Below are 25,850 nucleotides of genomic sequence, written 5' to 3'. Positions count from 1 at the left end.
GGGCGGTGACCCAGGTTCCGCCTCCGGACGATGACGGGTTAGACGACGTGCTGACAGTTCGTCTCCCGCCTTCTGTCAGTTCTCTGACAAAGGCACACCGTCGATTCCATGCCGTGGGCCAGAGCCCGGGCGCCTCTCCCCCGCCGACAATCCGTGCGACGGCGGAAGGAGCGTCTCGTGGGACGTGCACGGCTGTTCGCGCTGTTCTCCCTGCTCACGCTGACCGGGTTCATCACGACGCTCGACAACACGGTCATCAATGTCGCCCTGCCGACCGTGCAGCGAGAACTGGGCCTGAGCGTCCCGGACTTGGAGTGGGTGGCCGCCGGCTATGTGCTCAGTTTCGGCGCGCTGCTGCTGCCCGGCGGGCGGCTGACCGATCTGTTCGGGCGCCGGTCCGTGCTGGCCGCCGGGATCGCGATCTTCACGGCGGCGTCGGCGGCGGCCGCCTTCGCGGACAGCGGTGGTGTGCTGATCGGGGCCCGCACGGTGCAGGGCGTCGGGGCCGCGCTGGTCATTCCGGCCTCGCTCGCGGTCATCGCGGTCGACCTGCCCGCGCGGCTGCGCTCGACGGCCGTGGGCCTGTGGACGGCGGCGCTGGCTGTCGCGCTGGCGCTGGGGCCCGTGGTCGGCGGCTTCGTCACCCAGCGGTGGGGCTGGGGCTGGGTGTTCGCGCTCAACATCCCCTTCGGGCTGATCGCCCTGCTGCTGATGCCTGCCGTGCCCGCCAGGTCGGTCCCTCGCCGCGGCGGCTTCGATCTGCCGGGTGTGGTCCTGTCCGTACTCGCGCTCTATCTGCTGACGTACGGTCTCGTGCGCGGCGGGGAGCACGGGTTCGGCGCCGCGCCCGTGCTGCTGTGCCTGGGCGTTGCGGCGGTCGCCGCCTGTGTGTTCGTCCTCGTGGAGGCCCGGACGGCGCGGCCGCTCGTCGAACTCCGGCTGCTGCGCGACCGGTTCCTCACCGGCGGGGTCGTCGCGCAGGTGCTGTGGGGCATCGGGGTCAACGGGGTGTTCTTCTTCACGGCCCTCTATCTCCAGCGGGTGCTCGGTTTCTCGCCGACCATGGCAGGGCTCGCCTTTCTGCCGCTGGCGGGTGCGCTGCTGCTCGGGACGCCGGTGGCCGAGCTCGCGGCCCGTGCGCTGGGCGCCCATGTCTCGATCGCGGCGGGCCTCGGCCTGGTGGCGGTCGGCCTGCTGTACGTCTCGGGGACGGGCGCCCAGGCCGGCTTCTGGGATCTGCAGCCGGGGCTGCTGCTGATCGGCTGGGGTTCGGCGTTCACCACTCCCCTGACGGTGCGCTGTCTCGCCCTGGTCCCGGAGGCCGGGATCGGGATGGCGACCGGTCTGGTGAGCGCGGCGCGTGAGGTCTCGGGTGTGTTCGGGGTGGTCCTGGTGGGGGTGGTCCTCACCCGGCGTGAGAGCGCCGAACTGCGGGCGGGCACAGATCCGCGCGATGCCTTCCTGGAGGGCTACGACTTGGGGCTCCGGCTCGCGGCGTGCTGCGTACTGGCGGGCGCCCTCGTGACGTTGGTGACGCTGCGCCGTCGTGGACGCCATCGGCGGGTGGTGGCGGCGCGGACCAGGATTCCGCTTGTCATGAAGTGACAAACACCGGGCCCAGCCCTGTCAGTCACCGATGAAGCTCGGCACAATCCGTGCGGGTATCTTCACAGTGCCCCACTTCACGTGCGCAGAAGGAGCCGCTGCGTGAACGGATTCCGCATTCTGGAGAGCGAGGTCACGAACGCCACAGCGAGGGCCGAGGAGACGGGCGGCCCGTTCAAGGCGTTCCCTTCGGGCCTGCACGACCAGCTCAGACCGTACTTCGCCGACATCACGGACGAGGTCGTGCAGGCGATCAGAACCGAGATCCCGGAGTACGCGCGGCCGACGGACGACACGTACATGCACGTCGTGCACCAGGGCGTGGAGCACGCACTGCAGGGATTTCTGGAGCGGATGGCGAAGCCCGACACCGACTGGGAGCCGGTGAAGGCGACGTATCAGCGCATCGGCCGGGGCGAGGCGGACGAGGGGCGCAGTCTCGACTCGTTCCAGTCGGCGCTGCGGCTCGGCGCACGGGTCGCGTGGCGTCGGATCAACGCGCTGGTCGACGCCGATCTGCTGCCGCGTCATGTGCTGGCCGCGTTCGGGGAGGCGTTGTTCCTGCACCTCGACGAGATGGCGGCCGCGACGACGGCGGGGTACACGGAGGCGCGGCTGCACGCGGCCGGTGAGCTCCAGCAGCGGCGTACGCGGCTGATCGATCTGCTGATCGTGGATCCGCCCGCGTCGGTCGCGGCCATCACCGATCTCGCGCACACCGCGCAGTGGCCCGTGCCCCGCTCGCTGGCCGTGGTCGTCATCGACCACGGGGCGCGGCCCGGGGCGGCGCGGCCCATCGTGCCGCCGGAGTTCCTGGCGCGGTTCGACGTACGGCCGGCCGTGCTGGTGGTGCCCGACCCGGAGGGTCCCGGGCGGGCGCGTGCCGTCGCCGGGGCGCTCCAGGGGTTACGGGCCGTCATGGGGCCGAGCGTCCCGCTCCAAGAGGGGGCGAGGTCGCTGCGGTGGGCGGCCGAGGCACTGGATCTGGCCCGGCGGGGCGTGCTGCCGGACACGGAGATGGTGCGCTGCCGGGACCACCTGGCGACGCTGCTGCTGTTCCGCGACGAGGCTCTGGTGGAGGCGATGGCCGACCGGCATCTGCGCCCCCTGGACGCCATCCGCCTGCCACAGCGCCAGCGCCTCGCGGAGACGCTCCTCAGCTGGCTGCAGTGCGGCCACAACGCGAGCGAGGTCGCCTCTCGCCTCGCCGTGCATCCGCAGACGGTCCGCTACCGCATGCGCCAGCTCGACGAGCTGTTCGGCGAGCGACTCCACGACCCCACCGCCCAGTTCGAGATGCAGCTGGCCCTGCGGGCGCTCAACCTCCGGAGGGCGGCCCGGGCAAGGTGAGCGTCACAGCGACTGGCCGAGGGTGAGCGTGTGCGGTCCGAAGCCGTTGCGCTCGTAGAACCGGATCGCGTCCGCGTTGGCCGCGTACGCCGTCACCTCCGCCTGCTGGGCGCCCTGTTTCCGCGCCCAGTCGAGGAAGTCCGCCACGAGCCGCGCTCCGGTCAGGGTGCCGCGGTGGGCCGGGCGCACGTACATGCTGAGCAGAGTGGCGATCTTCACGGGGCGCCTGGCCGAGCCGTCCGCGACCTCGCCGGCGAGGTGGCCTATGACCTCGCCGGCGCGCTCGGCCACGAGCAGCAGCCGCGCCGGGTCGTCCAGACCCGACGCGAAACGCTCCGCGCCGTGCACGTGCGGCCAGTTGACGTCGACGGTCGCGTCACGCGTGCCCGCGTCCTCGGCGAACAGGGCCGCGCTGGAGGCGACGAGCGCGGGGATGTCCTCGGGGCGGGCCGGGCGGACGACTGCCTGGTCGTGGTGGTCATTCATGGGACAGGACGTTAGCGGCTGGGTCTGACAGGGCCGCCGGGCAGTGTGCATCGCCGCAGGGAGATTTCCTGGACAGGTGTCCATGTATGGTGGACACCTGTCCAGGAAACCTTTCCAGGAAGTACCCCCGAAGGAGCTCACCCCGATGCAGACACTCGCGAACGTGCTGGTCGGCCTCGTCGCCGTCCTGCACGCGTACATCCTGGTTCTGGAGATGTTCCTGTGGGAGCGCAAGCCGGGGCGCGGGCTGCACGGGTTCGACCCGGAGATGGCCAAGGCCACCGCCGCGCTGGCCGCCAACCAGGGGCTCTACAACGGATTCCTCGCGGCCGGCCTCGTATGGGGACTGGTCGCCGACGACCCGACGGGGTTCCGCGCGCAGGTCTTCTTCCTGGTGTGCGTGATCGTCGCGGGCGTGTACGGGACGGTCACCGCGAACCGTCGCATCCTGTTCGCGCAGGCCCTGCCCGGCGCGCTCGCCCTCGCCGCCGTCCTCGCCGCACGGTGACCTCCGATCCCCGGGCCGAGCGCACGCGGGCCAGGCTGCGCCGGGCCCTCCTCGACGAGTGCGCGCGGCGGCCGCTCGCGGAGGTCAGCGTCGCGGCGCTGGTGCGGGCGGCCGGGGTCGGCCGGGCCACGTTCTATCTGCACTACGCCGACCTGGAGGCGCTGGCCGTCGACGCCTGCGCCGATGTCGTACGCGACGCCGTGGACGCCCTGCACGCGTGGCGGGGCCGGCCCGACCCCAGGTCGGCGCCTGCCGCGCTGCTCACGTTCTTCGCGGGCCTCCCCCCTCATGCCCCGCTCTACCGCGCCCTGTTGAGCCCGGGCGGCGGCGGACCGCTCGGCCGTGTGCTCCACCAGGACCTGCGCGCCCGCAGCCTCGCCGAGCGCGAGCTCGTCGGCGCCCCGGAGGCCCCCCTCGTCGCCTCCGCCGTCGCCGCGACCTTCGCGGGCGTCCTCGCCGACTGGTTGCACGGGCTCATCGAAGGCTCCCCGGAGGAGATCGCGCACAAGGTGTGGCGTCTGCTCGTGGCCCTGCACGCCCCCCGATGGGACGCTACCCACTAGGACGTCAGTCGCAGCCGGTCGGATGCGCTGGGCGACACCGGCCGGGCTGTGGGGAAGCGTGCTCTGCGAGTGCGGTAGGTCGTTGTGGGGCGCGGGGTGGCAGAGGGTCGTTCTTTGACTGCGGGACCGTCGTGGCTGGTCGCGCAGTTCCCCGCGCCCCTCAAGGGGCGCCGTCGTGGCCGTCGCTGGTAGAGGCGAAGGTAGTGCCCGCTCTAGCCGAAGGTGAGTACCGGCTTGATTGTCTTGCCCGCGCTCATGTCTCGTACCGCCTGGTCGATGTCCGCGAACGGGTAGTGGCCGATCAGGCGGTCCAGGGGGAGGCGGCCGTCGCGGACCAGTTGGACCAGGGCGGGGATGTCGGTCTGGGTCTCGCTGTCGCCGAGGGTCAGGCCGACGACCCGCCTGCCGGGGAGCAACGCGTTGACGTCCAGGGCGACTTCGGTGCCGAACGGCGGGGCGCCGACGACGACCAGGGTGCCGCGCGGGGCGAGCGCGTCGGCTCCCTTGCGCAGGACGGCGACGCTGCCCGTGGTCTCCACGACGCCGTCGGCGCCCTGGCCGCCGGTGAGCTCCAGTACCGCCTCGGCGACATCGGCCTCGCCCGCGTTGACGGTGTGCGTGGCGCCCAACTCCCGGGCCAGTGCCAGGCGTTCGCCGACCTTGTCGACGGCGATGATGGTGGTGGCGGGCGTGAGGCGGGCGGCCATCACGGCGGACAGGCCGACGGCTCCGGCACCCAGGACCAGGAGACTGCTGCCCGCCTCGGGCTTGATCACGTTCCAGACGGCGCCGACGCCGGTCTGTACGCCGCAGCCCAGGGGTGCGAGGGACTCCAGCGGTACGTCCTTGTCGACCTTGACGAGGCTGCGCTCGTCCACCAACGCCCGCTCGGCGAAGGAGGACTGGCCGAAGAAGTGGCCGCCGAGCGGGGTCCCGTCCCGGCTGATGGTGGCCGAGCCGTCGGCGCGACGGCCGCCGAGGAGGTTCAGCGGCAGCCAGGCGGCGCAGTACGCCGGGTGGCCATCGCGGCAGTTGCGGCAGGAACCGCAGGAGGTGAAGGACAGCACGACATGGTCGCCGGGCTCGACACCGGTGACGTCCGGGCCGACGGCCTCGACGATCCCGGCTCCCTCGTGCCCCAGGACGCCGGGCAGCGGGAACGGCAGACCGCCGCTCGCGACTCCGAGGTCCGTGTGGCACAGGCCCGCGGCCACGATACGGACCAGGGCTTCATGGGCGCGGGGCTCGTCGAGCTCGACGTCGGAGAGGGTGAAGGACGCTCCCCCGGACTCGACCACGGCCGCGCGAGTGGTGGTGGACATACTGCGAACTCCCTTGAGTGAGGGTGAGCCTGCGGTGGGGCGCTCAGTCGAGCGAGATGACGACGGACTTGACCTTGGTGTAGGAGGCGAGCGCCTCGGGCCCGTACTCGCGGCCGAAGCCGGAGGCCTTGACTCCGCCGAAGGGCACCGCGGGGTCGAGCATCGCCCAGTCGTTGACCCACACGATGCCCGCCTGGAGCCGGTCGGCGACGCGGTGCGCGCGGGCCAGGTCGGTGGTCTGCAGCCCGGAAGCCAGGCCGTACGGAGTGGAGTTGGCCAGCTCGACGGCCTCGTCCTCGGAGTCGAAGGGCTGCACGGTGAGGACCGGGCCGAAGATCTCCTCCTGGACCACACGGGAGTCGTTCGACAGGCCGGCGATGACCGTGGGCTTGTAGTAGAAGCCGCCGTTCAGGTCCAGACGCTCGCCGCCGCAGACGACACGGCCGCCCTCCTTGCGGGCCAGCGCCACGTACTCCTCGACCTTGCGCAGATGCTTCTCGCCGGCCATCGGCCCGATGACGGTCGCCGGGTCCCGGGGATCGCCGATCGGTACACCGGGGACCGCGTCGGCGAGGATACCCACCAACGTGTCGTACAGCGGGCGGGCGACCAGGAGGCGCGGGCCCCCCATGCAGAACTGGCCGGTGTTGAAGACGAAGCCCTTGATGACGGCGCCGACCGCCTTGTCCAGGTCGGCGTCCTCGAAGACGATGTGGGCCGCGTTGCCGCCCAGCTCCATCGTGACCGGCTTGAGCGCCTCGCCGGCCACGCTCGCGGCGTGCCGGCCGATGGCGGTCGACCCGGTGAAGGCGACCTTGTCGACGCCGGGGTTCCTGAGGAGCGCCTCGCCGGCGACCGGGCCCGCGCCGGTCACGACGTTGATGACGCCGTCCGGGACACCGGCCTTCTGGAGCAGCCGGGCCATGTAGAGGGCGCTCAGCGGGGTCTCGTCGGCGGGCTTGTGCACCACGACGTTGCCGGCCGCGAGCGCGGGGGCGAGCTTCGAACTGGACAGGATCAGCGGGAAGTTGAACGGCGTGATCGCGGCGACCACACCGAGCGGCCCGCGCCGCGTGTACGCGAAGGCGTTCATCGGGGTGTCGCGGGTGGCCCCGTCCAGCGTCTGGGCGAGCGCCGCGCAGTACTCGTACTCGTCGGCCGCGGTCAGCACGTCCACCGCGCCGCACAGCGAGATCGGCTTGCCGACGTCGAGGCTCTCCAGGCCGGCGAGCTCGTCGGCGTTCTCCCGGATCAGCTCGGAGACGCGGTGCAGCACCCGGCCGCGCTCGCGTCCGCTCATCCTGGCCCACGGCCCGTTGTCGAACGCCTCCCGCGCGGCGCGAACGGCGGCGTCGACGTCGGCGGCCGAGGCCTCCGCGACCGTCGTGACCACCTGGCCGGTGGACGGATCGAACACGTCCGTACGCGCTCCGTCGGCTGCCTCGAGCCACTGTCCACCGATGAACAGCTGCCCGGGCCCGCCCTCGAAGGTGGTCGTCATTGCCCACTCCTCAGCCTTGATCGCTAAGATTTCAACAAACAGGATTCCTGTTGGTTCGCAGTCTCATTACAGACAGGTTTCCTGTCAATGCCCTAGGCTGAACCCATGGTCGTCACCAAGGCACCCCCGTCGCTCCTGTACATGGTCAAGCAGGTGGAACTCGTCGTGCGGTCGCACCTCGACGAGTTGCTGAAGCCGACGGGGATCACAGCGCTGCAGTACACCTCGCTCACCGTCCTGGAGCGGCACGACGGCCTCTCCGCGGCGCAGCTCGCGCGCGACTCGTTCGTGACAGCGCAGTCCGTGGCCGACGTGGTCCGGGCCCTGGAGACCCGCGGTCTCGTCCGCCGCGAGCGCAATCCCCGCAACCGCCGCGAGCTGCTGATTCTCCTCACCGAGTCTGGCCGGGATCTGCTCGCGCGGCACGCCGAGCCCGTACGGGAGCTGGAGGAGCGCATGGTCCGTGATCTCACCGCACACCAGACGGACCAGTTCCGGCAGGCACTGTCGAAGGCGTGGCAGGCGCTGTCCTAGATCCCGGCAAAGGCCCCACCCGGGAATCCGGCGGGCGACACGTCGCGCAAATCGAAGACATATGTCAATCGAACATGCTGAAATTCACCTCAACGAGGGTAACTTGCAGGGTGGGGAATGCTTTGGCGGCCTCCAGCCCCACAGTGCCGCGTCTACGCTCGCAGAACGACGTCACCCTGGCCCCCGGTGACCTGGTTGGAGGTGATGTCGTCGTGCGCAGCGACTCCGCGCCGCTCACTCCCCACCTCCGCGTTCACCAGGACCGCGGGCACACCGTTCTGGAGTTCCAGGGCGAGATCGACATCATCGCGGCGCTGGACATCATCCCGGCCCTGGACGCGGCGACAGGACACCCGGCCGCGCAGGTCGTCCTCGATCTGCGGCACATCGAGTTCTTCGACTGCTCGGGCCTGCGCCTGCTGTACCGGGCCCGCCGCCGGGTCCTCGCCCAGGGCGGGCGACTGCATCTGGTCTGCACCCACCCGCTGACGCTGCGCATCCTGCAGGTGACCGGGCTCGACGAGGTCATGCCTCCGCTGTCGAGCATGGACGAGGCCCTCGGACAGCCCGAGGCCGCCTCCGAGTCGTTATGACCTCTTCGGCTCACTTGAGGATCTTGGTGACCTGACCGGCGCCGACCGTTCGGCCGCCCTCCCGGATCGCGAACTTCAGCCCTTCCTCCATCGCGATCGGCTGGATCAGCTCGACGTGCATGGTCGTGTTGTCGCCCGGCATGACCATCTCGGTGCCCTTGGGCAGCGTGACGACTCCCGTGACGTCCGTGGTGCGGAAGTAGAACTGCGGCCGGTAGTTGTGGAAGAAGGGCGTGTGCCGTCCGCCCTCGTCCTTCGACAGGATGTACGCCCTCGCCTCGAACTCGGTGTGCGGGGTGACCGAGCCCGGCCTGATGACGACCTGCCCCCGTTCGACCTCCTCGCGCTTCACGCCCCGCAGGAGGAGCCCGACGTTCTCGCCGGCCCGGCCCTCGTCGAGCAGTTTGCGGAACATCTCGATGCCGGTGACCGTCGTCTTCGTCTTCTGGTCGTGGATGCCGATGATCTCGACCTCGTGGTTGACGTGCAGCACACCGCGCTCGATGCGGCCGGTGACGACCGTGCCGCGGCCCGTGATGGTGAAGACGTCCTCGATCGGCATCAGGAACGGCTGGTCGACGTCGCGTACGGGCTCGGGCACGAACTCGTCGACGGCGGTGAGGAGTTCGAGCACGGACGCGGTCCACCGCTCGTCGCCCTCAAGCGCCTTGAGCGCCGAGACCCTGACCACCGGGACGTCGTCCCCCGGGAACTCGTACTCCGTGAGCAGCTCACGCACCTCGAGCTCGACGAGTTCGAGGATCTCCTCGTCGTCGACCATGTCCGTCTTGTTCAGCGCGACCACGATGTACGGGACGCCGACCTGCCGCGCGAGCAGGACGTGCTCCTTGGTCTGCGGCATCGGGCCGTCGGTCGCGGCGACCACCAGGATCGCGCCGTCCATCTGCGCCGCGCCCGTGATCATGTTCTTGATGTAGTCCGCGTGTCCCGGGCAGTCGACGTGCGCGTAGTGCCGCCGCTCCGTCTGGTACTCGACATGGGCGATCGAGATCGTGATGCCGCGCTGCCGCTCCTCGGGCGCCTTGTCGATCTGCTCGAACGGCGTGTACGGGTTGAGGTCGGGGAACCGGTCGTGCAAGACCTTCGTCACGGCCGCCGTGAGGGTCGTCTTGCCGTGGTCGATGTGACCGATGGTGCCGATGTTGACATGCGGCTTGGTCCGCTCGAACTTCGCCTTGGCCACTGCAAGCCCCTCCTGATCACCCGGGTGATGTGAGCGTGCTCCGCTTGGTCCGGTTCTCTGCGTTTCTCTCCGTCTATTCGGTACTGCCGTTCGCACCCCGTGTCCACGGGAAATTCAGTTGCGCCCGCCGTCGGCCGACGCGCCATGATGGCTCCGTACCGACCCCCGAACTTCAGGAGCACGGAATGCGCCGTTTCCTCGGAACCCTTCGCCCCCACCGGACGACAGTTCTCGAGGACTCGACCACGCATGCATTCCCTGAACACCCCGCACGCCTCGAACACCCTGAACATCGGCATCCTGGCGCACGTCGACGCCGGTAAGACCAGCCTCACCGAGCGGCTGCTCTTCGACTCCGGCGTCATCGACCGGCTCGGCAGCGTCGACGCCGGCGACACCCGTACGGACGACGGCGCGATCGAGCGGCAGCGCGGGATCACCATCCGCTCGGCCGTCGCCGCCTTCACCGCCGGGGACGTCCAGATCAACCTCATCGACACCCCCGGGCACTCCGACTTCATCGCGGAGGTCGAGCGTGCCCTGGAGGTCCTCGACGGCGCGGTGCTGCTGCTGTCCGCCGTGGAGGGCGTGCAGGCGCAGACCCGGGTGCTGATGAAGACCCTGCGGCGGCTTCGCCTGCCCACGCTCGTCTTCGTCAACAAGATCGACCGCGCGGGCGCCCGGGAGGAGGGCCTGCTCGACGACATCCGGCGCAGGCTGACCCCGCACATCGTCCAGCTCACGGGCGTACGCGCCATCGGCACCGCGCACGCCCACGTCGTGCCGCGCCCCCTCGACGAGCCCCGTACGACGGAGGCGCTGGCCGAGGTCGACCCCGGCATCCTCGCTGCGGTCGTGGACGGTCCGCCGCCGACCCGGGACGAGCTGCGGGCCGCACTCGCCGCGCGGACCGCCGACGGCTCCCTGCACCCCGTCTTCTTCGGTTCGGCACTCGGCGGCCAGGGTGTCGCCGAACTCGTCGAGACCCTGCCCCGGTTGATCCCGCCTTCGCAGCCGACGGAGACGCCGGAGGCGGCAGAGCCGCGCGGCACGGTCTTCGCCGTACGCACCGGACCCGGCGGCGAGCGAACTGCCTATCTCCGGCTGTACGAAGGTGAGGTGACGCAGCGTCAGCGACTCACGTTCCTGCGGCGCGAGGCGGACGGGCGTACGACGCAGGTGTACGGCCGGGCCCTCGGGCTCGATGTGGTGGGCCGGCCAGGATCGCTCACCGCGGGCAACATCGCCGCGGTGACCGGCCTGACCGGCATCCGCGTCGGCGACCGCCTCGGCCAGAGCCCGGACCGCGCCCCGCAGTTCGCCGCCCCGACCTTGGAAACCCTGGTCCGCGCGCGGCAGCCCGACCGGGCGGCATCGCTGCGGTCCGCGCTGCTCGCTCTCGCCGACCAGGATCCTTTGATCCACGCGCGGCCCGGGCCCGACGGCAGCACGGCACTGCTCCTTTACGGCGAAGTGCAGAAGGAGGTCCTCGCGGCCACGCTCGCACAGGACTTCGGCATCGAGGCCGAGTTCGAGCCGAGCCGGATCCGGTACCTGGAGCGCCCGGCGGGCACCGGCGAGGCGTACGAGGAGATCCGGCGGCACGGCCACACGGGGTTCTGGGCGACGATCGGGCTCCGCGTCGAGCCGGGCCCGCGCGGCTCCGGTGCCGTCTTCGCGTACGAGACCGAACTCGGCGCCCTGCCCCGCGCCTTCCACCAGGCCGTCGAGGACACGGTCCACGCCACGCTCCTCGACGCGGGCCCGCACGGCTGGCCGGTGACGGACTGCCGGGTCACCCTCGTCCGCTCCGGATTCTGCGCGCCGATCAGCACGGCGGGCGACTTCCGCGGGCTCACGCCGGTGGTACTGCGCCGCGCCTTGGAGCACGCGGGAACACGGGTGTACGAGCCGTACCACTCGTTCGAGACCGAGCTTCCCCTCGACGCGTTCGCGCCCGTCACGGCCCAACTCGCCGCATATGGATCGGAGTTCAAGGAGACCGCGGGAGGACGCACCTCGTGGCTGGTCACCGGTGAGCTCCCCGCCCGGCACGTCCGCGACATCGAACTGCGCCTGCCCGGACTGACGCACGGAGAGGGCGTGTGGTGGTCTCGGCCTTCGGGGGATCGCCCGGTTCGGCAGCTGCCGGGTGAGGCGGCCCGGACTCGGTGAGGCTCCCGGGGTGCCCGGGGACAAAGGGCCGGAAGGTGCCTTGCGCGACCGCCCGGTACTCATGACGCGCCTTGGGCAACAGCCCCCGCGCCAGCCGTCCACCGACGTCCTTTCACAGTCAACCAATCCGTCAACAAAGCGGTCTGGCAAGGGATTTGAGGGGCACTAGAAAGGGGGAAGGAGGACGGTCCACATGACGACGTCCCTGAAGCGCCTGCCCGGATGGGCGAAGATCCTCAGCGCGGTCGTACTCGTCCTGGTGGTGCTCGGCGCCGGGCTGCAGCTGAGCCTGCTGCCCGGACTGCGCGACGTGTTCCGCGAGGACACCCACGACCGGTCGGGACCCACGCTCCTCAAGTCCATCCAGGACATCAGCCGTTACGACGCCGCCTCGGGCAACTTCCAGGTGGTGGTGGATCTCGAGAAGGACACCAAGTACCTGCCGGACGCGGTTCGCGGCACTCGCACCCTGTACGTGGGCGCGGGCACCGTGGACGCCTATGTCGACCTCGGAAAGATCCGCGACAAGGACGTGACGCTCAACGACGACCGCACGTCGGCCACGCTCAGGCTCCCCCACGCCGCCCTGGGCAAGCCCGCGCTCGACCCCGACCACTCGTACGCCGTCTCCAAGCAGCGCGGTCTCCTCGACCGGCTCGGCGACATCTTCTCGGACAACCCGAACGACGAGCGGGCCGTCCAGCGGCTGGCCGCCCGGCACATCGGCGACGCCGCGAAGGACAGCGAACTGACCGCCCGCGCCGAGGAGAACACCACCGGCATGCTCAAAGGACTGCTGGGCTCCCTGGGCTTCAAGGAGGTGCGCGTGACCTACGGGGCGTGAGCCTCGACCGGTCGCTTCGACCAGTGACCTCAGAGCCTGTGTCATGGCCCGTGCGCCCGGCCGGGGCTATGACACAGGCTCTCAGCCGGCGACGATGCCGGGGAGGGCCAGCGCTCCGAGCAGGGCTGCCCCGGCGAGCAGCCACGCCACATAGTCGCCGATGTGCCCGGACTGCAGCCGTCGCAGCGGTCCGGTCCAGGCCTCGCCGGGCAGTCCCTTCCGATGGGTGACGGCAAGCGCGGCGAGGCCCACGGCCAGGAGTGTCGAGGTGAGACCGAGGAGCACTCCGGCCGGGGTCCAGTGGGGTGAGGTGAACGCCCCACCGGATCCGGCCTCGCTGACCGAGTGGTCCACCACGGTGGCGAAGCCGGGGGCCACTCCGACGGCGAGCGCGGCGGCGAGCAGCAGCGCCGGGACGGCCGTCATGGTGTCCGGTACGCGCTTCAGCCGCCGCCGGGTCTCGGGTCGCTCGCCGGAGCCGGTCGTCTCGTACGGCTCGTACGAGGGGTCCTCCTCGGGTTTCGGCCCGAGGCCGAGGAACACGCGCGCGCCGACCCGCAGCACCGCGCCCGCCGTCACCGTCGACACGGCCACGAACAGCACGGTCAGGGCAGGACCCGCCGCTTCCTCGGTGAGCGCCTTGCCCAGTCCGGTGCCGAAGGGCGGCAGTCCGGCGAGTCCCAGCGCGCCGGCTCCGAAGAGCGCGGCGACGCCGCGCAGCTTCCGGGCGCGCCCGTGCAGGGCGTGCTCGTCGACGCTGCCGTACCGGTCGAGGAGGATGCCCGTGCAGGCGAAGAGGGCGGCCTTCACTCCGGCGTGGCCGAGGATGTAGAGCGCGACCCCGCCGTCGCCCTCCGGCTTGAGCACACCGATGCCGATGAGGAACAGCCCCATGTGGGCGACCGTCGAGTACGCCAGCAGCCGTTTGATGTGCCGCTGACACCAGCACAGCACGGCCCCGACCACCGCGGTCAGCGCGCCGAGGACGATCAACGCCCGTTCCAGGTCCGGCGCCGGGATGCCGCCCGGGCCCGAGAAGACGTCTCCGTACACGCGCCAGGTTCCGTAGACGCCGAGTTCGACCATCACGCCGGACAGCAGCATGCACACCGGTGTCGGTGCGACCGCGTGCGCGTCCGGCAGCCAGAAGTGGAAGGGCACGGCCGCGGCCTTCACGAGCAGCCCGGTCAGGACGAGCACGAAAGCGGCGAGGACCAGCGCGTCGGGCGGGCCGCCCTCGTCGAGCCGCCGCCCGATCTGCGCCATGGCGAGCTCACCGGTGCGCGCGTACAGCAGCACGATGCCCATCAACATGGCGTACGCGCCGAGGGAGTTGACCACCCCGAAGGTCAGCGCCCCCTGCACGGCCCTGGCCTCCTCGACGCGGTGGCCCGTCAGCGCGTAGGCCACGACGCTCATCAGCTCGAAGAAGACGAACGCGTTGAAGAGGTCACCGGCGATCGCGAAGCCGCACATGCCGCCCTGGAAGAGCAGCATCAGGGCCGGGAAGGAGCCCGCGTGGCGGCGCGGCGGCTCGTCGAAGTAGTGCCAGGAGTACGCCAGTGCCGCCAGCGTCAGCAGCGAGGCGAGCGCGGCCATGCCGAGCCCCGGCCCGTCCCCGATCAGCATGATGCCCACACTCACGCCGTCGCGGGGCACCCAGTCGCCGACCCACTCGACCATGGGCGGCGAGGACTGCAGGACGAGGAAGATCGCGAGGCCCGCGGTGGCCGCGGAGACGGCGCAACCGGCTGTCTCCGCCACCGCGCGCGGGAGCCGTCGGCCGCCGGCGACCAGCAGGGTGGCGCCGAGCAGTGGTACGGCGACGAGCAGCGGCAGCAGGTGGTTCGGGTGGTCCATCAGCCACGCAGCTCGGAGAGTTCGTCCGGGTCGACCGTGCCGTGGCGTTTGGAGATCTGCAGGACGAGCGCGAGCAGCAGCGCGGTGACGGTGGCGCCCACGACCACGTCGGTCAGGGCCAGCGCCTGGACGACCGGGTCCACGACGGGCCGTGAGGCGGGCTCGATGTCCGAGTAGACGGGCGCGGTGGCGCCGTCGCGGTAGCCCACGGCGATCAGCAGCACGTAGGTGGCGGCCTGGCAGACCGTGAGGCAGCCCACGGCATGGATGAGGTTGCGGCTGGTGGCGAGGCCGTAGCAGCCGGCGAGGAAGACCCACACCGCGACCAGATACGGCAGTACGGACATCACGGTCGGCTCACTCCCCGCTCTTCCCTGTCTTTCCCGTCTTTCCGCTCTCTTCGATCTCTACGGCCTGGTCCAGGAAACGGGCGAGCAGCACGACCGCCGCGCAGGCGACTTCCATGCCGATGGCTGCGTTCAGCAGCGGGACGGCGCCGCCGGACGACAGCGTGTTGAACGTGCCGTACGAAAGCAGGGTGTTCGCGAGGAACGCCGTCCCTGCGAGCACTCCCGCCAGCCCCAGCACGAGGTACGCGGACGCGGAGAGCGCGTCGCCGACCTCGTACAGGCCGACCGGCCGGATCCATTCCAGGGCGCGGTAGTCGGCGCCGAGGTACAGCAGGTGCAGGGCGGTCGCGGCGACCACGCCGCCCTGGAAGCCGCCGCCGGGACTGAGCTGGCCGTGGGCGATGACGTACAGGCCGGTGAGGAGGGCGACGGGGAGGGTGACGAGCGCGTAGCGGCGAACCGGGACGGCGACCTGGGCGGGGGCAGGTTTCGCGCGGTGTTCGTCGCGGGTCTGGCGGAGCAGCACGACCGTGCCCAGGACCGCCGAGAAGAGGATGGTCATCTCGCCCAGCGTGTCGAAGGCCCGCTGGTCGAAGTTGACGGACGCCACCGTGTTGGCGGTGCGCCGGGCCAGCGACTCGCGCACCGCCCGGTCCCCGTACGGGTGTTGGTCGCCGCCGAAGCCGGGCAGCTGAAAGCAGGCGACGACGAGGAGCACCGCGAGACCGGTGCCGCCCGCGGAGAGGATCCACAGCCGTACGCGCCTGCTCACTCCGTACGTCCCTGCCGCTGTCTGCGGCGCCACACCTTGCGTACGGAGAGCAGCAGCAGGAGCGGGGTCAGGGCCGAGCCGACGGCAAGCTGGGACAGGGCCACGTCGGGGGCCTGGAGCACGGTGAACAGCAGGGCCAGCGCGACACCGAGGAGGGAGAGGACGAGGGCCTGGTGCACGGGATCGCGGGTCGCCACGGCCGCGGTGGCGGTGGCGGCGACCAGCAGCAGGGCGACGGCGATCAGCGCGTCATCCATGGCGCTCCTCGGCCGTCGGCATGCCGCGGGCCAGCGCCCGGGACGCGACGAGGTTTCCGCCGATCAGGAGGGCCCCGGTCACGAGGAGTTTCACCATGGCCCGCCCGGGTTCGGTGGCCACGCACACGGCCAGCACGACCGCGGCCGCGAAGCCCGCGGCCGCCCAGGTGAGTGCCTGGGCGCGCGGCGGGTCCTCGTCCAGGTCCTCGGCGAGCAGCCGGGCGAAGACGAGGGTGCCGATGGGGCCCAGGAGGGCGAGGACCAGCGCGACGTCCACGTACGACGGGCGGTCGTAGCCCTGGGCGAGCAGAAGCAGGACGGGGCAGCCGAGCGTGGTGGACAGGTTCTGTGCCACGGCCCGGCGCCGCAGCGGGCCCGTGGCCACGCCCCACACCGCCGCCGCGCCTCCCCCGGCGAGCGCGGCCGTCGCGGCGACGGTCCAGCCGTTCGTCGCGCGCTCACCGCCCGCCGCGCGGCACCGGCGGCGACCGCCCCGACCAGGGAGACTCCCGCTCCGACGACCAGTTCCAGGGTGTCGACGGTACCGATGAGCATCAGCCAGAGGACGGCCAACAGGGCCCACCAGCCCAGGACTTCGAGCACGGGGCGGAGGAGGGTCGTATGCCGGGCCATACGCCACCTCTGATCCCTTTTGACCGATATGTCCGGGCCATCATCCACCATCGCTCCTGGCCGTCGGGGGCGGCACGCGACGGGTTTCTGCCCGGAGTGCCCCGGCAGCGCGAAGGGAAACCGGGGCCGCCGGCGGCTCAGCTGGTTCCTTGACGTCCCGATGGTCATCGGGACGTCAAGGAACCAGCTCAGGTCTGGGAGTCCGTGAGCAGTCCGCGGGCCACCGCGCGGGCGAGGGTCGGCCCGTGGTCGTCCTCGATGAGGGCGAAGGTGAGATCGAGGGCGCTGGTCACACCGGCCGAGGTGTAGACATGGCCGTCTACAGCCACATCCAGGATCTGGGCGTTGTCGTAGCCCACGAGAAGGACGGGGCGCGGCGGCATCGGGGCGCTCATGCTCCGAGGACATCACAGTCCCGGGTCGGGTGTCGGTCGCATCTTCGGCTTCTCCGGGGGTAATCGCCTTTCAACGGACGACAGTTGAAAACTGGAGGGTTGAATGGCCCGCGCAGTGTTACGTCCCCGTACCGCACTACGCCTCCGCTCCACGTCGCACTCCAGCACCAAGAAGTCACGTCCTCGCCCCACGAAGTCGCGCTCCCGCGGCCCGAAGTCCGACCGCTCCTCGACGGCTCCAGGTGAGCGGCGAAAACTCCCCTTTGTCGTTCGGCTATTGGTGATGCTCGTCGCCTTCGCGGCCATGGTGGCGTTCGCCGCCGCGCTGGCCCGGCTCACCCTGCAGCCGTCACCGGCCTCCGAGGCCCTGACGCACAGCAATCTGCGCCCCGGCCGTTCCCTGCGCGCCTATCTGGACCAGCCCGAACTGCGCGACGCCGTCAGGCAGATCGGCGGGAACCTCCTCCTCGGAATCCCCTTCGGCGTACTGCTGCCCGTACTGGTCCCCGGGGCGCGCGGAATCCTGCGAGTGCTCCTGCTGACCGCGGCGGTGATGCTGATGGTCGAGCTGGTGCAGGGTGCGCTGATCACCGGGCGCGCCTTCGACATCGACGACGTCATCCTCAACACCACCGGGGCGCTGATCGGTTACCTGCTCCTCGGCCGCCGGCTGAGCCGTGCGGTGCATCCGCGGGAGCGCCGCCGGAAGGCGTGAAGCCATGAAGACGTGAGGGCCGGCGTCGAGGTGTGAACGAATGGTCCGTACCAAAGTCTTGACGTCCCCTTACCTCACTCCTTAAATCAAGAGGCGAAGCGCGCACCCCCCACCTCAGTCGGCCTGTCCCCCCACAGGGATCGCCGTACGGAAGGGAGAGTCGTGGACTCCCCACGCCTGCTCCGCAGATGCCTCTTCGCCGCCCTGTCCGCCGTGCTCCTCGCATCGGCCGCCATCGTCCCCGCACAGGCGGATCCCCCACGGGCGGCCCCCGAGCCGAAGGCCGAGGCCGCGGCCGTGACCTTCTCCGACACCTTCGACGGCCCCGCCGGCTCGGCCGTCAACTCCTCGAAATGGCAGATCGAGACCGGCGACAACGTCAACAACCACGAGCGGCAGTACTACACGTCCGGCACCAACAACGCGGCCCTGGACGGCCAGGGCCATCTGGTGATCACGGCCCGCCGCGAGAACCCGAACAACTACCAGTGCTGGTACGGGCGTTGTGAGTACACCTCGGCCCGCCTCAACACGGCGGGGAAGTTCACGACGACATACGGACGGGTCGAGGCCCGGCTGAAGGTGCCTCGCGGGCAGGGCATGTGGCCCGCCTTCTGGATGCTCGGCAACGACATCGGGCAGGTCGGCTGGCCGAACTCGGGCGAGATCGACGTCATGGAGAACGTCGGCTTCGAGCCCTCGACCGTCCACGGCACCCTGCACGGCCCCGGGTACTCCGGCTCGGGCGGCATCGGCGGCGCCTACTCGCTGCCCGGCGGCCAGGCCTTCGCGGACGCCTTCCACACCTTCGCCGTCGACTGGACGCCCGACGCGATCACCTGGTCCGTGGACGGCAACGTCTACCAGCGGCGCACACCGGCCGATCTGGGCGGCAGGCAGTGGGTGTTCAACAAGCCGTTCTTCCTGATCCTCAACCTCGCGGTGGGCGGCTACTGGCCCGGCGATCCGGACGGTTCGACCGTGTTCCCGCAACAACTGGTCGTCGACGAGGTGAAGGTGACGACGAGCGACGGGGCCGGTGGCGGGGCGCCCATCAGGGGCCTCGCGGGCAAGTGCGTCGACGTGGCGGGGGCAACTCCCGCCAACGGCACACCCGTTCAGCTCTACGACTGCAACGGCACCGCCGCTCAGCGGTGGACCGTGGCCTCCGACGGCTCGATCCGGACGCTGGGCAAGTGCCTGGACGTCACCGGCAACGGCACGGCGGACGGCTCGACCGCCCAGCTGTGGGACTGCACGGGCGCGGCCAACCAGCGGTGGACGGTCACCGGCGCACGCGACATCGTGAATCCGCAGGCCGACAAGTGCCTGGACGCGACGGGCAACAGCTCCGCCAACGGCACACGGCTCCAGATCTGGACGTGCACGGGCGCCGCCAACCAGAAGTGGACAGTCGGCTGACGAGCCGGAACGGCTGACCGACACAGGAGTACGGCTGCCTGACGCGGGAGGCCGGACGAGTCAGCCCGAAGAGCCCGGCCGGGGGCCGCCCGGCCGGGCTCAGTCATTGCGCGTTCCGCACTCCGCGGTCCGGCTTCGGACTTCGGACTTCGGACTTCGGACTTCGAGGTCTGGGCTCCGGATTCCGGGCGCCGGGCTTCGAACTCCGGGCTCCGGGCTCCGGGCTCCGGGCTCCGGGCTCCGGGCGTCGAACTCCGGGCTTCGGATCAGCCGCCCGCCTCGCAGTCCGTGTCCTGCAGCTGGATGGGCCGCGTGGCGTCCAGGCCGACGTACGCCGTGAAGGTCGTCGTGACCTCACCGTTCTCACTCCAGTGCGCGGTCACCGTCGCGTAGCCGACGCCCGCCGACTGGGCCGTGCTGACCGGGCCGATGTCGATGTACCTCGGCTCGTTCTGCGCGCACAGCAGGACGTCGAAGCCCTCGCTCGCGGCGGCCTTCTCCTTCAGGTGCTCGGAGATGCCGTACTTGCGCGCGAAGTCGACGGGGCCGTGCTCGCCGTAGAAGTCCTCCAAGAAGGTGTGGATCTCCTCGGCGGTGTAACGGTCGTTCGGGTCGACGGCCGACGCGGCGGACGCCGGAGCCGCGGAGGCCGGAGCGGTGGCGGTGAGTCCGAGGCCGAGGACGGTCGCGCAGCCGACGGCGAGGGCGAGGGCGAGGCGCTTGGTCGTGCGTGGGCGCGTGGTGATGCGGAACATGTGAGGTACCCCGTTTTCCGTGCGGTGCCCATGAGTCGGGCTGGTCACAGGAGCAGACCCGCCACCTCTGCCAGGCGTTGTGCCTTCCGCCCGCGCTGTTCCCGTCCCGCGACAATTGCCGCACATTCGTCACGCGACGCGTCCGTCACAGGGCCCGTCCGCACGGCTGCGGGCAGGGCGAGGCGACATGACGACTTCTGTCGTACGAGGGCAGGGATACGCCGCAGGGAACCGGGGCTGGCCTTGATCACCGGCGACCGACAAGATCAAAGTGACCTCGTGGTCGCGGACGACTTCTTCCCACGGGTCGCCGAGCAATTGGGCGACCTCGAGCGCAGGCGGGGGTCGCGCCATCACCTACTGGCCGGGCGCCGGCCCGTAGTGCGCCCGCGCCCCGGCGGAGCGCCTAGCGCGGGTGCCAGGTGAGCTTGTCGCCGCCGACCCAGCGGACCACTTCCGGGTCGTCGGCGTCGTGCACCGGGATGCCGTACGCCGCCGCGGCGATCAGGACGTCCGTGAAGCTCTTGGCCTCGCCGATGACGGCACCGTCGATCTCCACGATGCGGAAGGGCGGATCGCCGGGCTGAACGCCCAGGACCGTGATCCGCGGGTGCGAGATGTGGGGGCTTGAGATTTCAGTCATGATCCCACCGGTTCCACACGCGTGCCGCCGATAAGCCTGCCGGGGCGGCGCTGTCGGTCGTCGTGGCACCCAGCGGCGCGCCGACGTGGCCGACGTCCGAACGAGGTTCGCACTACATGGTGGCACAAGGAGGCCCCGTCGGCTGCCGTGCGGACCGGTGCGGGCTGCGCGACGCTGGAGGCATGGACCCGGCCGAGGCCCTGGACCGGATCGCCTTCCTGCTGGAGCGGTCCCTGGCCCCCACTTATCGCGTACGGGCGTTCCGCACGGCGGCGGGCGTGGCCGCGGCGTTGCCCGCCGACGAACTGTCCCGGAGGGCGGCCGAGGGGTCGCTGGAGTCGCTGAAGGGCATCGGGCCGAAGACCGCGCAGGTGGTGCGCGAGGCGCTGGCCGGACAGGTGCCGGGCTATCTCGAGAAGCTGGAGCGGGAGACCGCGGGCTCGCCCGTCCAGGGTGGTGAGGAGCTGCGGGCGCTGCTGCGCGGCGACTGCCATCTGCACTCGGACTGGTCGGACGGCGGCAGCCCCATCGAGGAGATGGGCCGCACGGCGGCACGGCTCGGGCACGAGTGGGCGGTCCTCACCGACCACTCGCCGCGCCTCACGGTGGCTCGCGGGCTGTCCGCCGAGCGGCTGCGGGAGCAGCTCGCCGTCGTGGCGGAACTCAACACACGCTGGGCTCCCTTTCGGCTGCTCACCGGCATCGAGTGCGACATTCTCGACGACGGGTCGCTGGACCAGGAGCCGGAGCTGCTGGACGGGCTCGATGTCGTGGTCGTGTCCGTGCACTCCAAGCTGCGGATGAGCGCGGCCGCGATGACCCGCCGGATGGTCGCCGCCGTACGCAATCCGCTGTCCGACGTGCTGGGGCACTGCACGGGACGGCTGGTCACCGGGCGCGGGCGGCCCGAGTCGGAGTTCGACGCGGACGAGGTCTTCGCCGCCTGCGCCGAAACGGGCACGGCGGTCGAGATCAACAGCAGGCCCGAGCGGCTCGATCCCCCGCGCCGGCTGCTGCGCAAGGCGCTCGAGGCGGGCGTGCTGTTCTCCGTGGACACCGACGCGCACGCGCCCGGCCAGCTCGACTGGCAGGTGTACGGATGCGCGCGGGCCGAGGAGTGCGGGGTGCCCCCGGAGCGTGTGGTCACCACGTGGTCCGCGGACGAGCTGCTGGCCTGGGCGTGGCACCGCGGGACACCGTCCGGCGTGCGTGGCCCATGACGGCTCTTCGGTCGTGACACACATCACGGGAAACCTGCGCGGACCTAGGAACACTCGCCAGTAGTTTCCCGTTAAATCAGTCGTGGGTGCGGATGGGACAGTGTCCCCGGGCCTCACCTTCCGCCCGCAGGGACGATCGTTCGGCTGAAGCCCTGTGGAGCATTTCGCCGAGAGGCGACCGCCATCCGTGGCCACCCACAGACGGCCCCGACCGTGATTCCCCCGTCCGGTCGGGGCCTTTCCCCGTTTCCGGCGTCTTTCCATGTTCCCGGCGTCTTTCCATGTTCCCGATGTTTCCATGTGGCGCGCCCGGCTCCGCTTGACTTCGAGCGCGCTCCAATTCGTAGCGTCAGCCGTATGACCACTGCACAGCACAAGATCGGTTCGGGATTCGGCTTCCGGAGCACCGCGGACGACGTGCTCGCCGGCATCGACCTCACGGGGAAGCTGGCCCTCGTCACCGGCGGCTACTCGGGGCTCGGCCTGGAAACGACGCGCGCCCTCACCAAAGCCGGTGCCCGGGTCGTCGTCCCCGCCCGGCGCCGAGCGGTCGCCCAGGAGGCGCTCGCCGGTATCGACGGCGTCGAGGTGGACGAGCTGGACCTCGGCGACCTTGACAGCGTCCGCGCGTTCGCCGAGCGGTTCCTCGCCTCGGACCGCACCATCGACATCGTCATCAACAACGCCGGGATCATGGCCTGCCCGGAGACCCGCGTCGGCCCCGGCTGGGAGGCCCAGTTCGCGACCAACCACCTGGGCCACTTCGCGCTCGTCAACCGGCTCTGGCCGGCGATCGCCCCGGGCGGTGCCCGCGTCGTCTCCGTCTCCTCGGCCGGCCACCACAACTCGGACATCCGCTGGGACGACCCGCACTGGCGACGCGGCTACGACAAGTGGGAGGCGTACGGGCAGGCGAAGACGGCCAACGTGCTGTTCGCCGTGCAGCTGGACGCCCTCGGCAAGGGCTCCGGCGTACGGGCGTTCTCGCTGCACCCCGGCGGCATCCTGACCCCGCTCCAGCGCCACCTCCCCAAGGAGGAGATGGTCGAGCGCGGCTGGATCGACGAGAACGGCACTCCGCTGAACCCGGAGGCTTTCAAGACCCCGGAGCAGGGCGCGGCCACCCAGGTGTGGGCGGCGACCTCCCCGCAGCTGTCCGGCGTGGGCGGTGTGTACTGCGAGGACTGCGACATCGCCGAGCCCGCCCGGGGCGACGACGAGCGGACCGGCGTACGCGACTACGCGATCGACCCGGCATCCGCGGCACGCCTGTGGACCCTCTCCGCAGAGCTCACCGGCGTGAACGCTTTCGCCTGACATCAGGCGGCGGACGTTCTGGCGGCGGACCGTCCAGTACGCGGCGATCTTCTCCGGGGCGGCCTCCCAACCGGGGCCTACGCGGGCCTCCGGTCAGGCCGGAGACTCCTCCGGTCCGGGGTGTTCGGGGTGGACGGTGCCGGAGTGCTCGTCGCCCCGTCGGCCCGTGCCCGCCTCGTCGGTGTCGGGGATGTCGGTGTCCGGCTCGGGCACGTCCTCGTCGGAGCCCTCGCGCCGCGCGGGGTCGGCGGGCGTGACGTCCCAGTGGTCCTTGCCTTCCTGGGTCTGCTGGTCCTGCATGTCCCGCGGTACGGGGCCACCGTCCTCCCCCGGCGTCTTCGTCCGGTTGTCGGTCACGGCGCGCTCCCCTCCTCGTCGGGCGAAACTCCTTGTCGGCCCTGGTGCGAGTACCTGACCGCACGACCGGCGAAACACGGGAGGCGGCCTCAGTGCGGTGCGCGCTCTTCCAGGGCCGTGCGCCACGCCGGGAGCTGGGTCCCGCCCGGTTCGGGGCCGGCGCGGTGCCCGCCGCGTGCGAAGAAGTCGGCCAGTGGAAGGATCGCCGCACCCACCGTGACCGCGTCGGGGCCGAGGGCGCCGAGGGCGATGGTGACCCGCTCGGCCGGGTGACGCAGGGCGTACGAGAGCGCGTGTGCGCGGACGGCGGGCAGGAGGCGGGGGCCCAGCTGGAGTCCGGCCCAGCCGCCGATGAGGATGCGTTCCGGCTGGAAGAGGTTGATCAGGTCGGACAGGCCCGCGCCCAGGTATTCGGCCGTCTCCGCCAGCACGGCGAGCGCCGCCGGGTCGGCCGCCGCACCGTCGGCCGGATAGGCCGCGGCGAGCATCGCGGTGAGCGCGGTCTCCTCGTCGACGCCCTTCGGCGGCCGTCCGCCCTCCTCCTCCCAGCGCTCCAGCAGGGCCTCGGCTCCCGCGTAGGCCTCCAGGCAGCCGAGCGCACCGCACCGGCAGCGGCGCCCCCTGACCCGTACGGTCAGGTGTCCCCATTCCACGGCCCTGCCGTGCTCCACGTCGTCCGAGACCAGGCAGGCGCCGACACCCGAGCCGAAGAGGACCACGACCGCGTTGTGCGCGCCGCGTCCGGCGCCGAACCACATCTCGGCCTGGCCGAGGGTCTTGGCGCCATTATCGGTGAAGTAGGGGACGTGGTCCGGGAGTTGGCAGGTGGCGCGGAGCCGGGATTCCAGCGGGACGGCCTGCCAGCCGATGGTCTGGCCGTGCACCACGGCGCCCTCGGCCGGAGTGTGCTCCACGATGCCCGGTACGCCGATGCCGACTCCGAGCAACCGGTCGGGGACGACCTCGGCGGCGCCGAGGACCTCCGCGATGCCGTCGCGGATGTGTCCGACGATGACGTCGACGTCGTATCCCTGGTGCTCCAAGGGCCGTTCCGTGCGGGCGAGTTCGGTGAGGGTGAGGTCGAAGAGCTCGACGCGTACGCGGGTCTCGCCGACGTCCACGCCGATCATGTGGCCGCTGGCGGGTGCGACGCGCAGCAGGGTGCGCGGGCGGCCGCCGTCGGAGTCGACGCTGCCCGCCTCCTCCACCAGGCCGTCGGCGACGAGCTCGGCGACGACGTTGCTGATGGAGCCGGAACTCAGCCCGGTGACGGGGCCGAGTTCGAAGCGGCTCATCGGTCCGTCGAAATACAGCCGTCGCAGGACGGCCGTGCGATTGCCCCGTCGCAGGTCACGCACTGTGCGCCCGTTCCGCCCCGCCATGTGGTTCCTTCCCGCCTGCCCCGGCCTGCAAGATACCTCCGGGCAGACTGGGGGATCACTGGCCGAGTTCGTCCAGGGCCGCGGTGAGTTCAGGGGCGACGCGCTCCCGGACCCAGGCGACGTGCTCGTCCTCCGTTGCTCGCGGGACCGTCTCGATGAGCATGATCAGGTAGAGGTAGCTGCGGTAGAGGGCGAGGCGCAGTCGGTCCGAGTGAGTGAACTCGGCCCGCCCGCCCTCCTCTTGATAACCCGTCAGGAAGTCGTGGTCCTTCTTGATGTCACCGAGCAGCGCCAGGGACACGAAGTCGGCAAGCGGGTCTCCCCAGAACATGCGCTCGCCGTCGATCAGCCCGCCGATCCTGGGCGCGCCGCCCTCCGGCCGTTCGACCAGGATGTTCCCCTGCCACAGGTCGAAGTGCACCAGGCACGGGACCGTGACTTCATCCAGGGCGTCATACGCGGACTTGGCCGTACGGGCCACCTCGTCCACCAGGCGGGGCAGCCAGGCGTCGTACCGGCGGGCGTCGTCCAGGACGGCGTCGTACATGCCGGTGAACGCCGTGCGCCAGTCGGCGGACAGGGGGCCGAGGGCGCCGGACGGGTAGCCGAAGCCGGGGCCGGTCACCCGGTGGAGGCGTGCCGTCTGGCGCCCCAACTCCCGGCGGAGCGCGGTCTGTTCACTGTCCGGAAAGGTGTCCCATGGATCGCCCGGGCAGGCCGTCATCAAGAGATGACCGCCTTCGGCCGCGTCCAGGCGGGCGGTCACGACCCGCGGCGCGGGCACATCGACCGTGGCGGCCGCCCGGTAGAACTCCACCTCCGAGGAGAGAAGTTCACGCTCATGGCTCATGCCGGGGGCGGTCGGCGGGGGCGGGATCTTCAGTACGTACCGGCTGCCGTCGGTGAGGAGGATTTCCTCGACGGTGTTGTACGTCCCACCGCTCAGCGGACGGCAGTGTGCGAGGCTCTCGGGCGCGAGCCCAGCCTCCTCCAGGATCCGCCTGGCCCGCTCCTCCGACATCCCGCCCCACCCCGTTCCCTCACGCCACACACCCACCCGCGTAGACACCCTCCACGCAAGGCCCCA

The 25,850-nt window shown here is 71.0% G+C and carries 26 protein-coding genes and 1 pseudogene; 12 read left to right on the top strand and 15 right to left on the bottom strand.

What is annotated here, in order from left to right:
- Positions 1 to 177 precede the first annotated feature (177 nt).
- Together GAS53_RS02515 and GAS53_RS02510 are read left to right on the top strand one after the other, a co-directional pair.
- Positions 178 to 1,605 carry an MFS transporter gene (locus tag GAS53_RS02515; RefSeq protein WP_225858675.1) on the top strand — a complete coding sequence of 476 codons (1,428 nt, stop codon included), beginning with the start codon at positions 178 to 180 and terminating at the stop codon, positions 1,603 to 1,605.
- A gap of 102 nt (positions 1,606 to 1,707) precedes the next feature.
- Positions 1,708 to 2,955 carry a PucR family transcriptional regulator gene (locus tag GAS53_RS02510; RefSeq protein WP_225858673.1) on the top strand — a complete coding sequence of 416 codons (1,248 nt, stop codon included), beginning with the start codon at positions 1,708 to 1,710 and terminating at the stop codon, positions 2,953 to 2,955.
- A gap of 3 nt (positions 2,956 to 2,958) precedes the next feature.
- On the opposite strand, the gene GAS53_RS02505 is transcribed toward GAS53_RS02510, so the two are convergent.
- Entirely contained in the window at positions 2,959 to 3,441 is a 483-nt protein-coding gene (locus GAS53_RS02505) for a GNAT family N-acetyltransferase (protein ID WP_151475718.1), read from the bottom strand.
- 145 nt (positions 3,442 to 3,586) lie between these two features.
- Here GAS53_RS02505 and GAS53_RS02500 point away from each other — a divergent pair, with 145 nt between their 5' ends.
- The gene (locus GAS53_RS02500; RefSeq protein WP_151475717.1) at positions 3,587 to 3,949 is read left to right on the top strand and encodes a DUF1304 domain-containing protein; all 363 of its coding nucleotides are present in this window, start codon (positions 3,587 to 3,589) and stop codon (positions 3,947 to 3,949) included.
- Positions 3,946 to 4,512, top strand: a complete 567-nt coding sequence (locus tag GAS53_RS02495; RefSeq protein WP_151475716.1) for a TetR/AcrR family transcriptional regulator — start codon at positions 3,946 to 3,948, stop codon at positions 4,510 to 4,512. Before GAS53_RS02500 ends, GAS53_RS02495 begins: the two co-directional genes overlap by 4 nt.
- A gap of 212 nt (positions 4,513 to 4,724) precedes the next feature.
- On the opposite strand, the gene GAS53_RS02490 is transcribed toward GAS53_RS02495, so the two are convergent.
- Both GAS53_RS02490 and GAS53_RS02485 read right to left on the bottom strand, forming a co-directional pair.
- Positions 4,725 to 5,834, bottom strand: coding sequence for an NAD(P)-dependent alcohol dehydrogenase (locus tag GAS53_RS02490; protein ID WP_151475715.1), 1,110 nt, complete (start codon positions 5,832 to 5,834; stop codon positions 4,725 to 4,727).
- 43 nt (positions 5,835 to 5,877) lie between these two features.
- Positions 5,878 to 7,335 carry an aldehyde dehydrogenase family protein gene (locus GAS53_RS02485; RefSeq protein ID WP_151475714.1) on the bottom strand — a complete coding sequence of 486 codons (1,458 nt, stop codon included), beginning with the start codon at positions 7,333 to 7,335 and terminating at the stop codon, positions 5,878 to 5,880.
- 105 nt (positions 7,336 to 7,440) lie between these two features.
- Between GAS53_RS02485 and GAS53_RS02480 the strand changes: the two genes are divergently transcribed.
- Positions 7,441 to 7,869: a MarR family winged helix-turn-helix transcriptional regulator gene (locus GAS53_RS02480; RefSeq protein ID WP_151475713.1), complete on the top strand. Its 429-nt coding sequence runs from the start codon at positions 7,441 to 7,443 to the stop codon at positions 7,867 to 7,869.
- Between the two features lie 212 nt (positions 7,870 to 8,081).
- Entirely contained in the window at positions 8,082 to 8,462 is a 381-nt protein-coding gene (locus GAS53_RS02475; RefSeq protein ID WP_225858672.1) for an anti-sigma factor antagonist, read from the top strand.
- 10 nt (positions 8,463 to 8,472) lie between these two features.
- On the opposite strand, the gene tuf is transcribed toward GAS53_RS02475, so the two are convergent.
- Positions 8,473 to 9,666 (bottom strand): elongation factor Tu, encoded by a 1,194-nt coding sequence (gene tuf, locus GAS53_RS02470; protein ID WP_151475711.1) that lies wholly within the window; start codon positions 9,664 to 9,666, stop codon positions 8,473 to 8,475.
- 249 nt (positions 9,667 to 9,915) lie between these two features.
- Here tuf and otr(A) point away from each other — a divergent pair, with 249 nt between their 5' ends.
- Both otr(A) and GAS53_RS02460 read left to right on the top strand, forming a co-directional pair.
- A complete protein-coding gene (gene otr(A), locus GAS53_RS02465) occupies positions 9,916 to 11,841 on the top strand; it encodes a tetracycline resistance ribosomal protection protein Otr(A) (RefSeq protein WP_225858670.1) in 1,926 nt (641 codons plus the stop codon).
- 193 nt (positions 11,842 to 12,034) lie between these two features.
- Entirely contained in the window at positions 12,035 to 12,685 is a 651-nt protein-coding gene (locus tag GAS53_RS02460) for a DUF4230 domain-containing protein (protein ID WP_151475710.1), read from the top strand.
- A gap of 81 nt (positions 12,686 to 12,766) precedes the next feature.
- Here the strand turns inward: GAS53_RS02460 and GAS53_RS02455 are convergent, their stop codons facing one another.
- The 6 genes and pseudogenes from GAS53_RS02455 to GAS53_RS02430 all read right to left on the bottom strand — a co-directional run.
- Positions 12,767 to 14,545 (bottom strand): complex I subunit 5 family protein, encoded by a 1,779-nt coding sequence (locus GAS53_RS02455; RefSeq protein WP_151475709.1) that lies wholly within the window; start codon positions 14,543 to 14,545, stop codon positions 12,767 to 12,769.
- Positions 14,545 to 14,892, bottom strand: coding sequence for a sodium:proton antiporter (locus tag GAS53_RS02450; RefSeq protein WP_151475814.1), 348 nt, complete (start codon positions 14,890 to 14,892; stop codon positions 14,545 to 14,547). Before GAS53_RS02450 ends, GAS53_RS02455 begins: the two co-directional genes overlap by 1 nt.
- Positions 14,893 to 14,902: 10 nt before the next feature.
- Positions 14,903 to 15,667, bottom strand: coding sequence for an MnhB domain-containing protein (locus GAS53_RS02445; RefSeq protein ID WP_151475708.1), 765 nt, complete (start codon positions 15,665 to 15,667; stop codon positions 14,903 to 14,905).
- Positions 15,664 to 15,924 carry a Na(+)/H(+) antiporter subunit B gene (locus GAS53_RS02440; protein WP_151475707.1) on the bottom strand — a complete coding sequence of 87 codons (261 nt, stop codon included), beginning with the start codon at positions 15,922 to 15,924 and terminating at the stop codon, positions 15,664 to 15,666. The genes GAS53_RS02445 and GAS53_RS02440 overlap by 4 nt, the downstream gene beginning before the upstream one ends.
- Complete coding sequence (locus tag GAS53_RS02435) at positions 15,917 to 16,318, bottom strand: MrpF/PhaF family protein (RefSeq protein ID WP_225858669.1); 402 nt, start codon at positions 16,316 to 16,318, stop codon at positions 15,917 to 15,919. The genes GAS53_RS02440 and GAS53_RS02435 overlap by 8 nt, the downstream gene beginning before the upstream one ends.
- A gap of 442 nt (positions 16,319 to 16,760) precedes the next feature.
- A pseudogene (locus tag GAS53_RS02430) lies at positions 16,761 to 16,877 on the bottom strand (GlxA family transcriptional regulator); the annotation flags it as partial.
- A gap of 178 nt (positions 16,878 to 17,055) precedes the next feature.
- On the opposite strand from GAS53_RS02430, the gene GAS53_RS02425 reads away from it, so the two are divergent.
- A complete protein-coding gene (locus GAS53_RS02425) occupies positions 17,056 to 17,667 on the top strand; it encodes a VanZ family protein (RefSeq protein ID WP_151475706.1) in 612 nt (203 codons plus the stop codon).
- 162 nt (positions 17,668 to 17,829) lie between these two features.
- A complete protein-coding gene (locus GAS53_RS02420; RefSeq protein ID WP_151475705.1) occupies positions 17,830 to 19,089 on the top strand; it encodes a ricin-type beta-trefoil lectin domain protein in 1,260 nt (419 codons plus the stop codon).
- Between the two features lie 266 nt (positions 19,090 to 19,355).
- Here the strand turns inward: GAS53_RS02420 and GAS53_RS02410 are convergent, their stop codons facing one another.
- Both GAS53_RS02410 and GAS53_RS02405 read right to left on the bottom strand, forming a co-directional pair.
- Positions 19,356 to 19,844, bottom strand: a complete 489-nt coding sequence (locus tag GAS53_RS02410; RefSeq protein ID WP_151475703.1) for a hypothetical protein — start codon at positions 19,842 to 19,844, stop codon at positions 19,356 to 19,358.
- Positions 19,845 to 20,250: 406 nt separating this feature from the next.
- Complete coding sequence (locus GAS53_RS02405; RefSeq protein ID WP_151475702.1) at positions 20,251 to 20,487, bottom strand: hypothetical protein; 237 nt, start codon at positions 20,485 to 20,487, stop codon at positions 20,251 to 20,253.
- Positions 20,488 to 20,669: 182 nt separating this feature from the next.
- Here GAS53_RS02405 and GAS53_RS02400 point away from each other — a divergent pair, with 182 nt between their 5' ends.
- Both GAS53_RS02400 and GAS53_RS02395 read left to right on the top strand, forming a co-directional pair.
- The gene (locus tag GAS53_RS02400) at positions 20,670 to 21,707 is read left to right on the top strand and encodes a PHP domain-containing protein (RefSeq protein WP_151475701.1); all 1,038 of its coding nucleotides are present in this window, start codon (positions 20,670 to 20,672) and stop codon (positions 21,705 to 21,707) included.
- A 357-nt stretch (positions 21,708 to 22,064) separates the two neighbouring features.
- A complete protein-coding gene (locus tag GAS53_RS02395) occupies positions 22,065 to 23,024 on the top strand; it encodes an SDR family NAD(P)-dependent oxidoreductase (protein WP_151475700.1) in 960 nt (319 codons plus the stop codon).
- Positions 23,025 to 23,117: 93 nt separating this feature from the next.
- Here GAS53_RS02395 and GAS53_RS02390 read toward each other — a convergent pair whose 3' ends face one another.
- From GAS53_RS02390 to GAS53_RS02380, 3 genes are all read right to left on the bottom strand, one after another.
- A complete protein-coding gene (locus GAS53_RS02390) occupies positions 23,118 to 23,381 on the bottom strand; it encodes a hypothetical protein (RefSeq protein ID WP_151475699.1) in 264 nt (87 codons plus the stop codon).
- A gap of 89 nt (positions 23,382 to 23,470) precedes the next feature.
- Positions 23,471 to 24,763, bottom strand: coding sequence for an ROK family transcriptional regulator (locus tag GAS53_RS02385; protein ID WP_151475698.1), 1,293 nt, complete (start codon positions 24,761 to 24,763; stop codon positions 23,471 to 23,473).
- A gap of 55 nt (positions 24,764 to 24,818) precedes the next feature.
- Positions 24,819 to 25,784, bottom strand: coding sequence for a phosphotransferase family protein (locus GAS53_RS02380; protein ID WP_151475697.1), 966 nt, complete (start codon positions 25,782 to 25,784; stop codon positions 24,819 to 24,821).
- Positions 25,785 to 25,850: the final 66 nt, after the last annotated feature.

Source organism: Streptomyces albicerus (genome assembly GCF_008905045.1).
GTDB lineage: Bacteria > Actinomycetota > Actinomycetes > Streptomycetales > Streptomycetaceae > Streptomyces > Streptomyces albicerus.
The sequence above is the reverse complement of the archived record's forward strand: the minus strand, read 5'-3'. Positions and strand labels throughout refer to the sequence as shown.

Coding starts and splice junctions, on each gene's coding strand:
- GAS53_RS02505 (WP_151475718.1), bottom strand. CDS start 3,441: ATGAATGACCACCACGACCAGGCAGTCGTCCGCCCGGCCCGCCCCGAG.
- GAS53_RS02500 (WP_151475717.1), top strand. CDS start 3,587: ATGCAGACACTCGCGAACGTGCTGGTCGGCCTCGTCGCCGTCCTGCAC.
- GAS53_RS02490 (WP_151475715.1), bottom strand. CDS start 5,834: ATGTCCACCACCACTCGCGCGGCCGTGGTCGAGTCCGGGGGAGCGTCC.
- GAS53_RS02485 (WP_151475714.1), bottom strand. CDS start 7,335: ATGACGACCACCTTCGAGGGCGGGCCCGGGCAGCTGTTCATCGGTGGA.
- GAS53_RS02480 (WP_151475713.1), top strand. CDS start 7,441: ATGGTCGTCACCAAGGCACCCCCGTCGCTCCTGTACATGGTCAAGCAG.
- GAS53_RS02460 (WP_151475710.1), top strand. CDS start 12,035: ATGACGACGTCCCTGAAGCGCCTGCCCGGATGGGCGAAGATCCTCAGC.
- GAS53_RS02455 (WP_151475709.1), bottom strand. CDS start 14,545: ATGGACCACCCGAACCACCTGCTGCCGCTGCTCGTCGCCGTACCACTG.
- GAS53_RS02450 (WP_151475814.1), bottom strand. CDS start 14,892: ATGTCCGTACTGCCGTATCTGGTCGCGGTGTGGGTCTTCCTCGCCGGC.
- GAS53_RS02440 (WP_151475707.1), bottom strand. CDS start 15,924: ATGGATGACGCGCTGATCGCCGTCGCCCTGCTGCTGGTCGCCGCCACC.
- GAS53_RS02425 (WP_151475706.1), top strand. CDS start 17,056: ATGGCCCGCGCAGTGTTACGTCCCCGTACCGCACTACGCCTCCGCTCC.
- GAS53_RS02410 (WP_151475703.1), bottom strand. CDS start 19,844: ATGTTCCGCATCACCACGCGCCCACGCACGACCAAGCGCCTCGCCCTC.
- GAS53_RS02405 (WP_151475702.1), bottom strand. CDS start 20,487: ATGACTGAAATCTCAAGCCCCCACATCTCGCACCCGCGGATCACGGTC.
- GAS53_RS02400 (WP_151475701.1), top strand. CDS start 20,670: ATGGACCCGGCCGAGGCCCTGGACCGGATCGCCTTCCTGCTGGAGCGG.
- GAS53_RS02395 (WP_151475700.1), top strand. CDS start 22,065: ATGACCACTGCACAGCACAAGATCGGTTCGGGATTCGGCTTCCGGAGC.
- GAS53_RS02385 (WP_151475698.1), bottom strand. CDS start 24,763: ATGGCGGGGCGGAACGGGCGCACAGTGCGTGACCTGCGACGGGGCAAT.
- GAS53_RS02380 (WP_151475697.1), bottom strand. CDS start 25,784: ATGTCGGAGGAGCGGGCCAGGCGGATCCTGGAGGAGGCTGGGCTCGCG.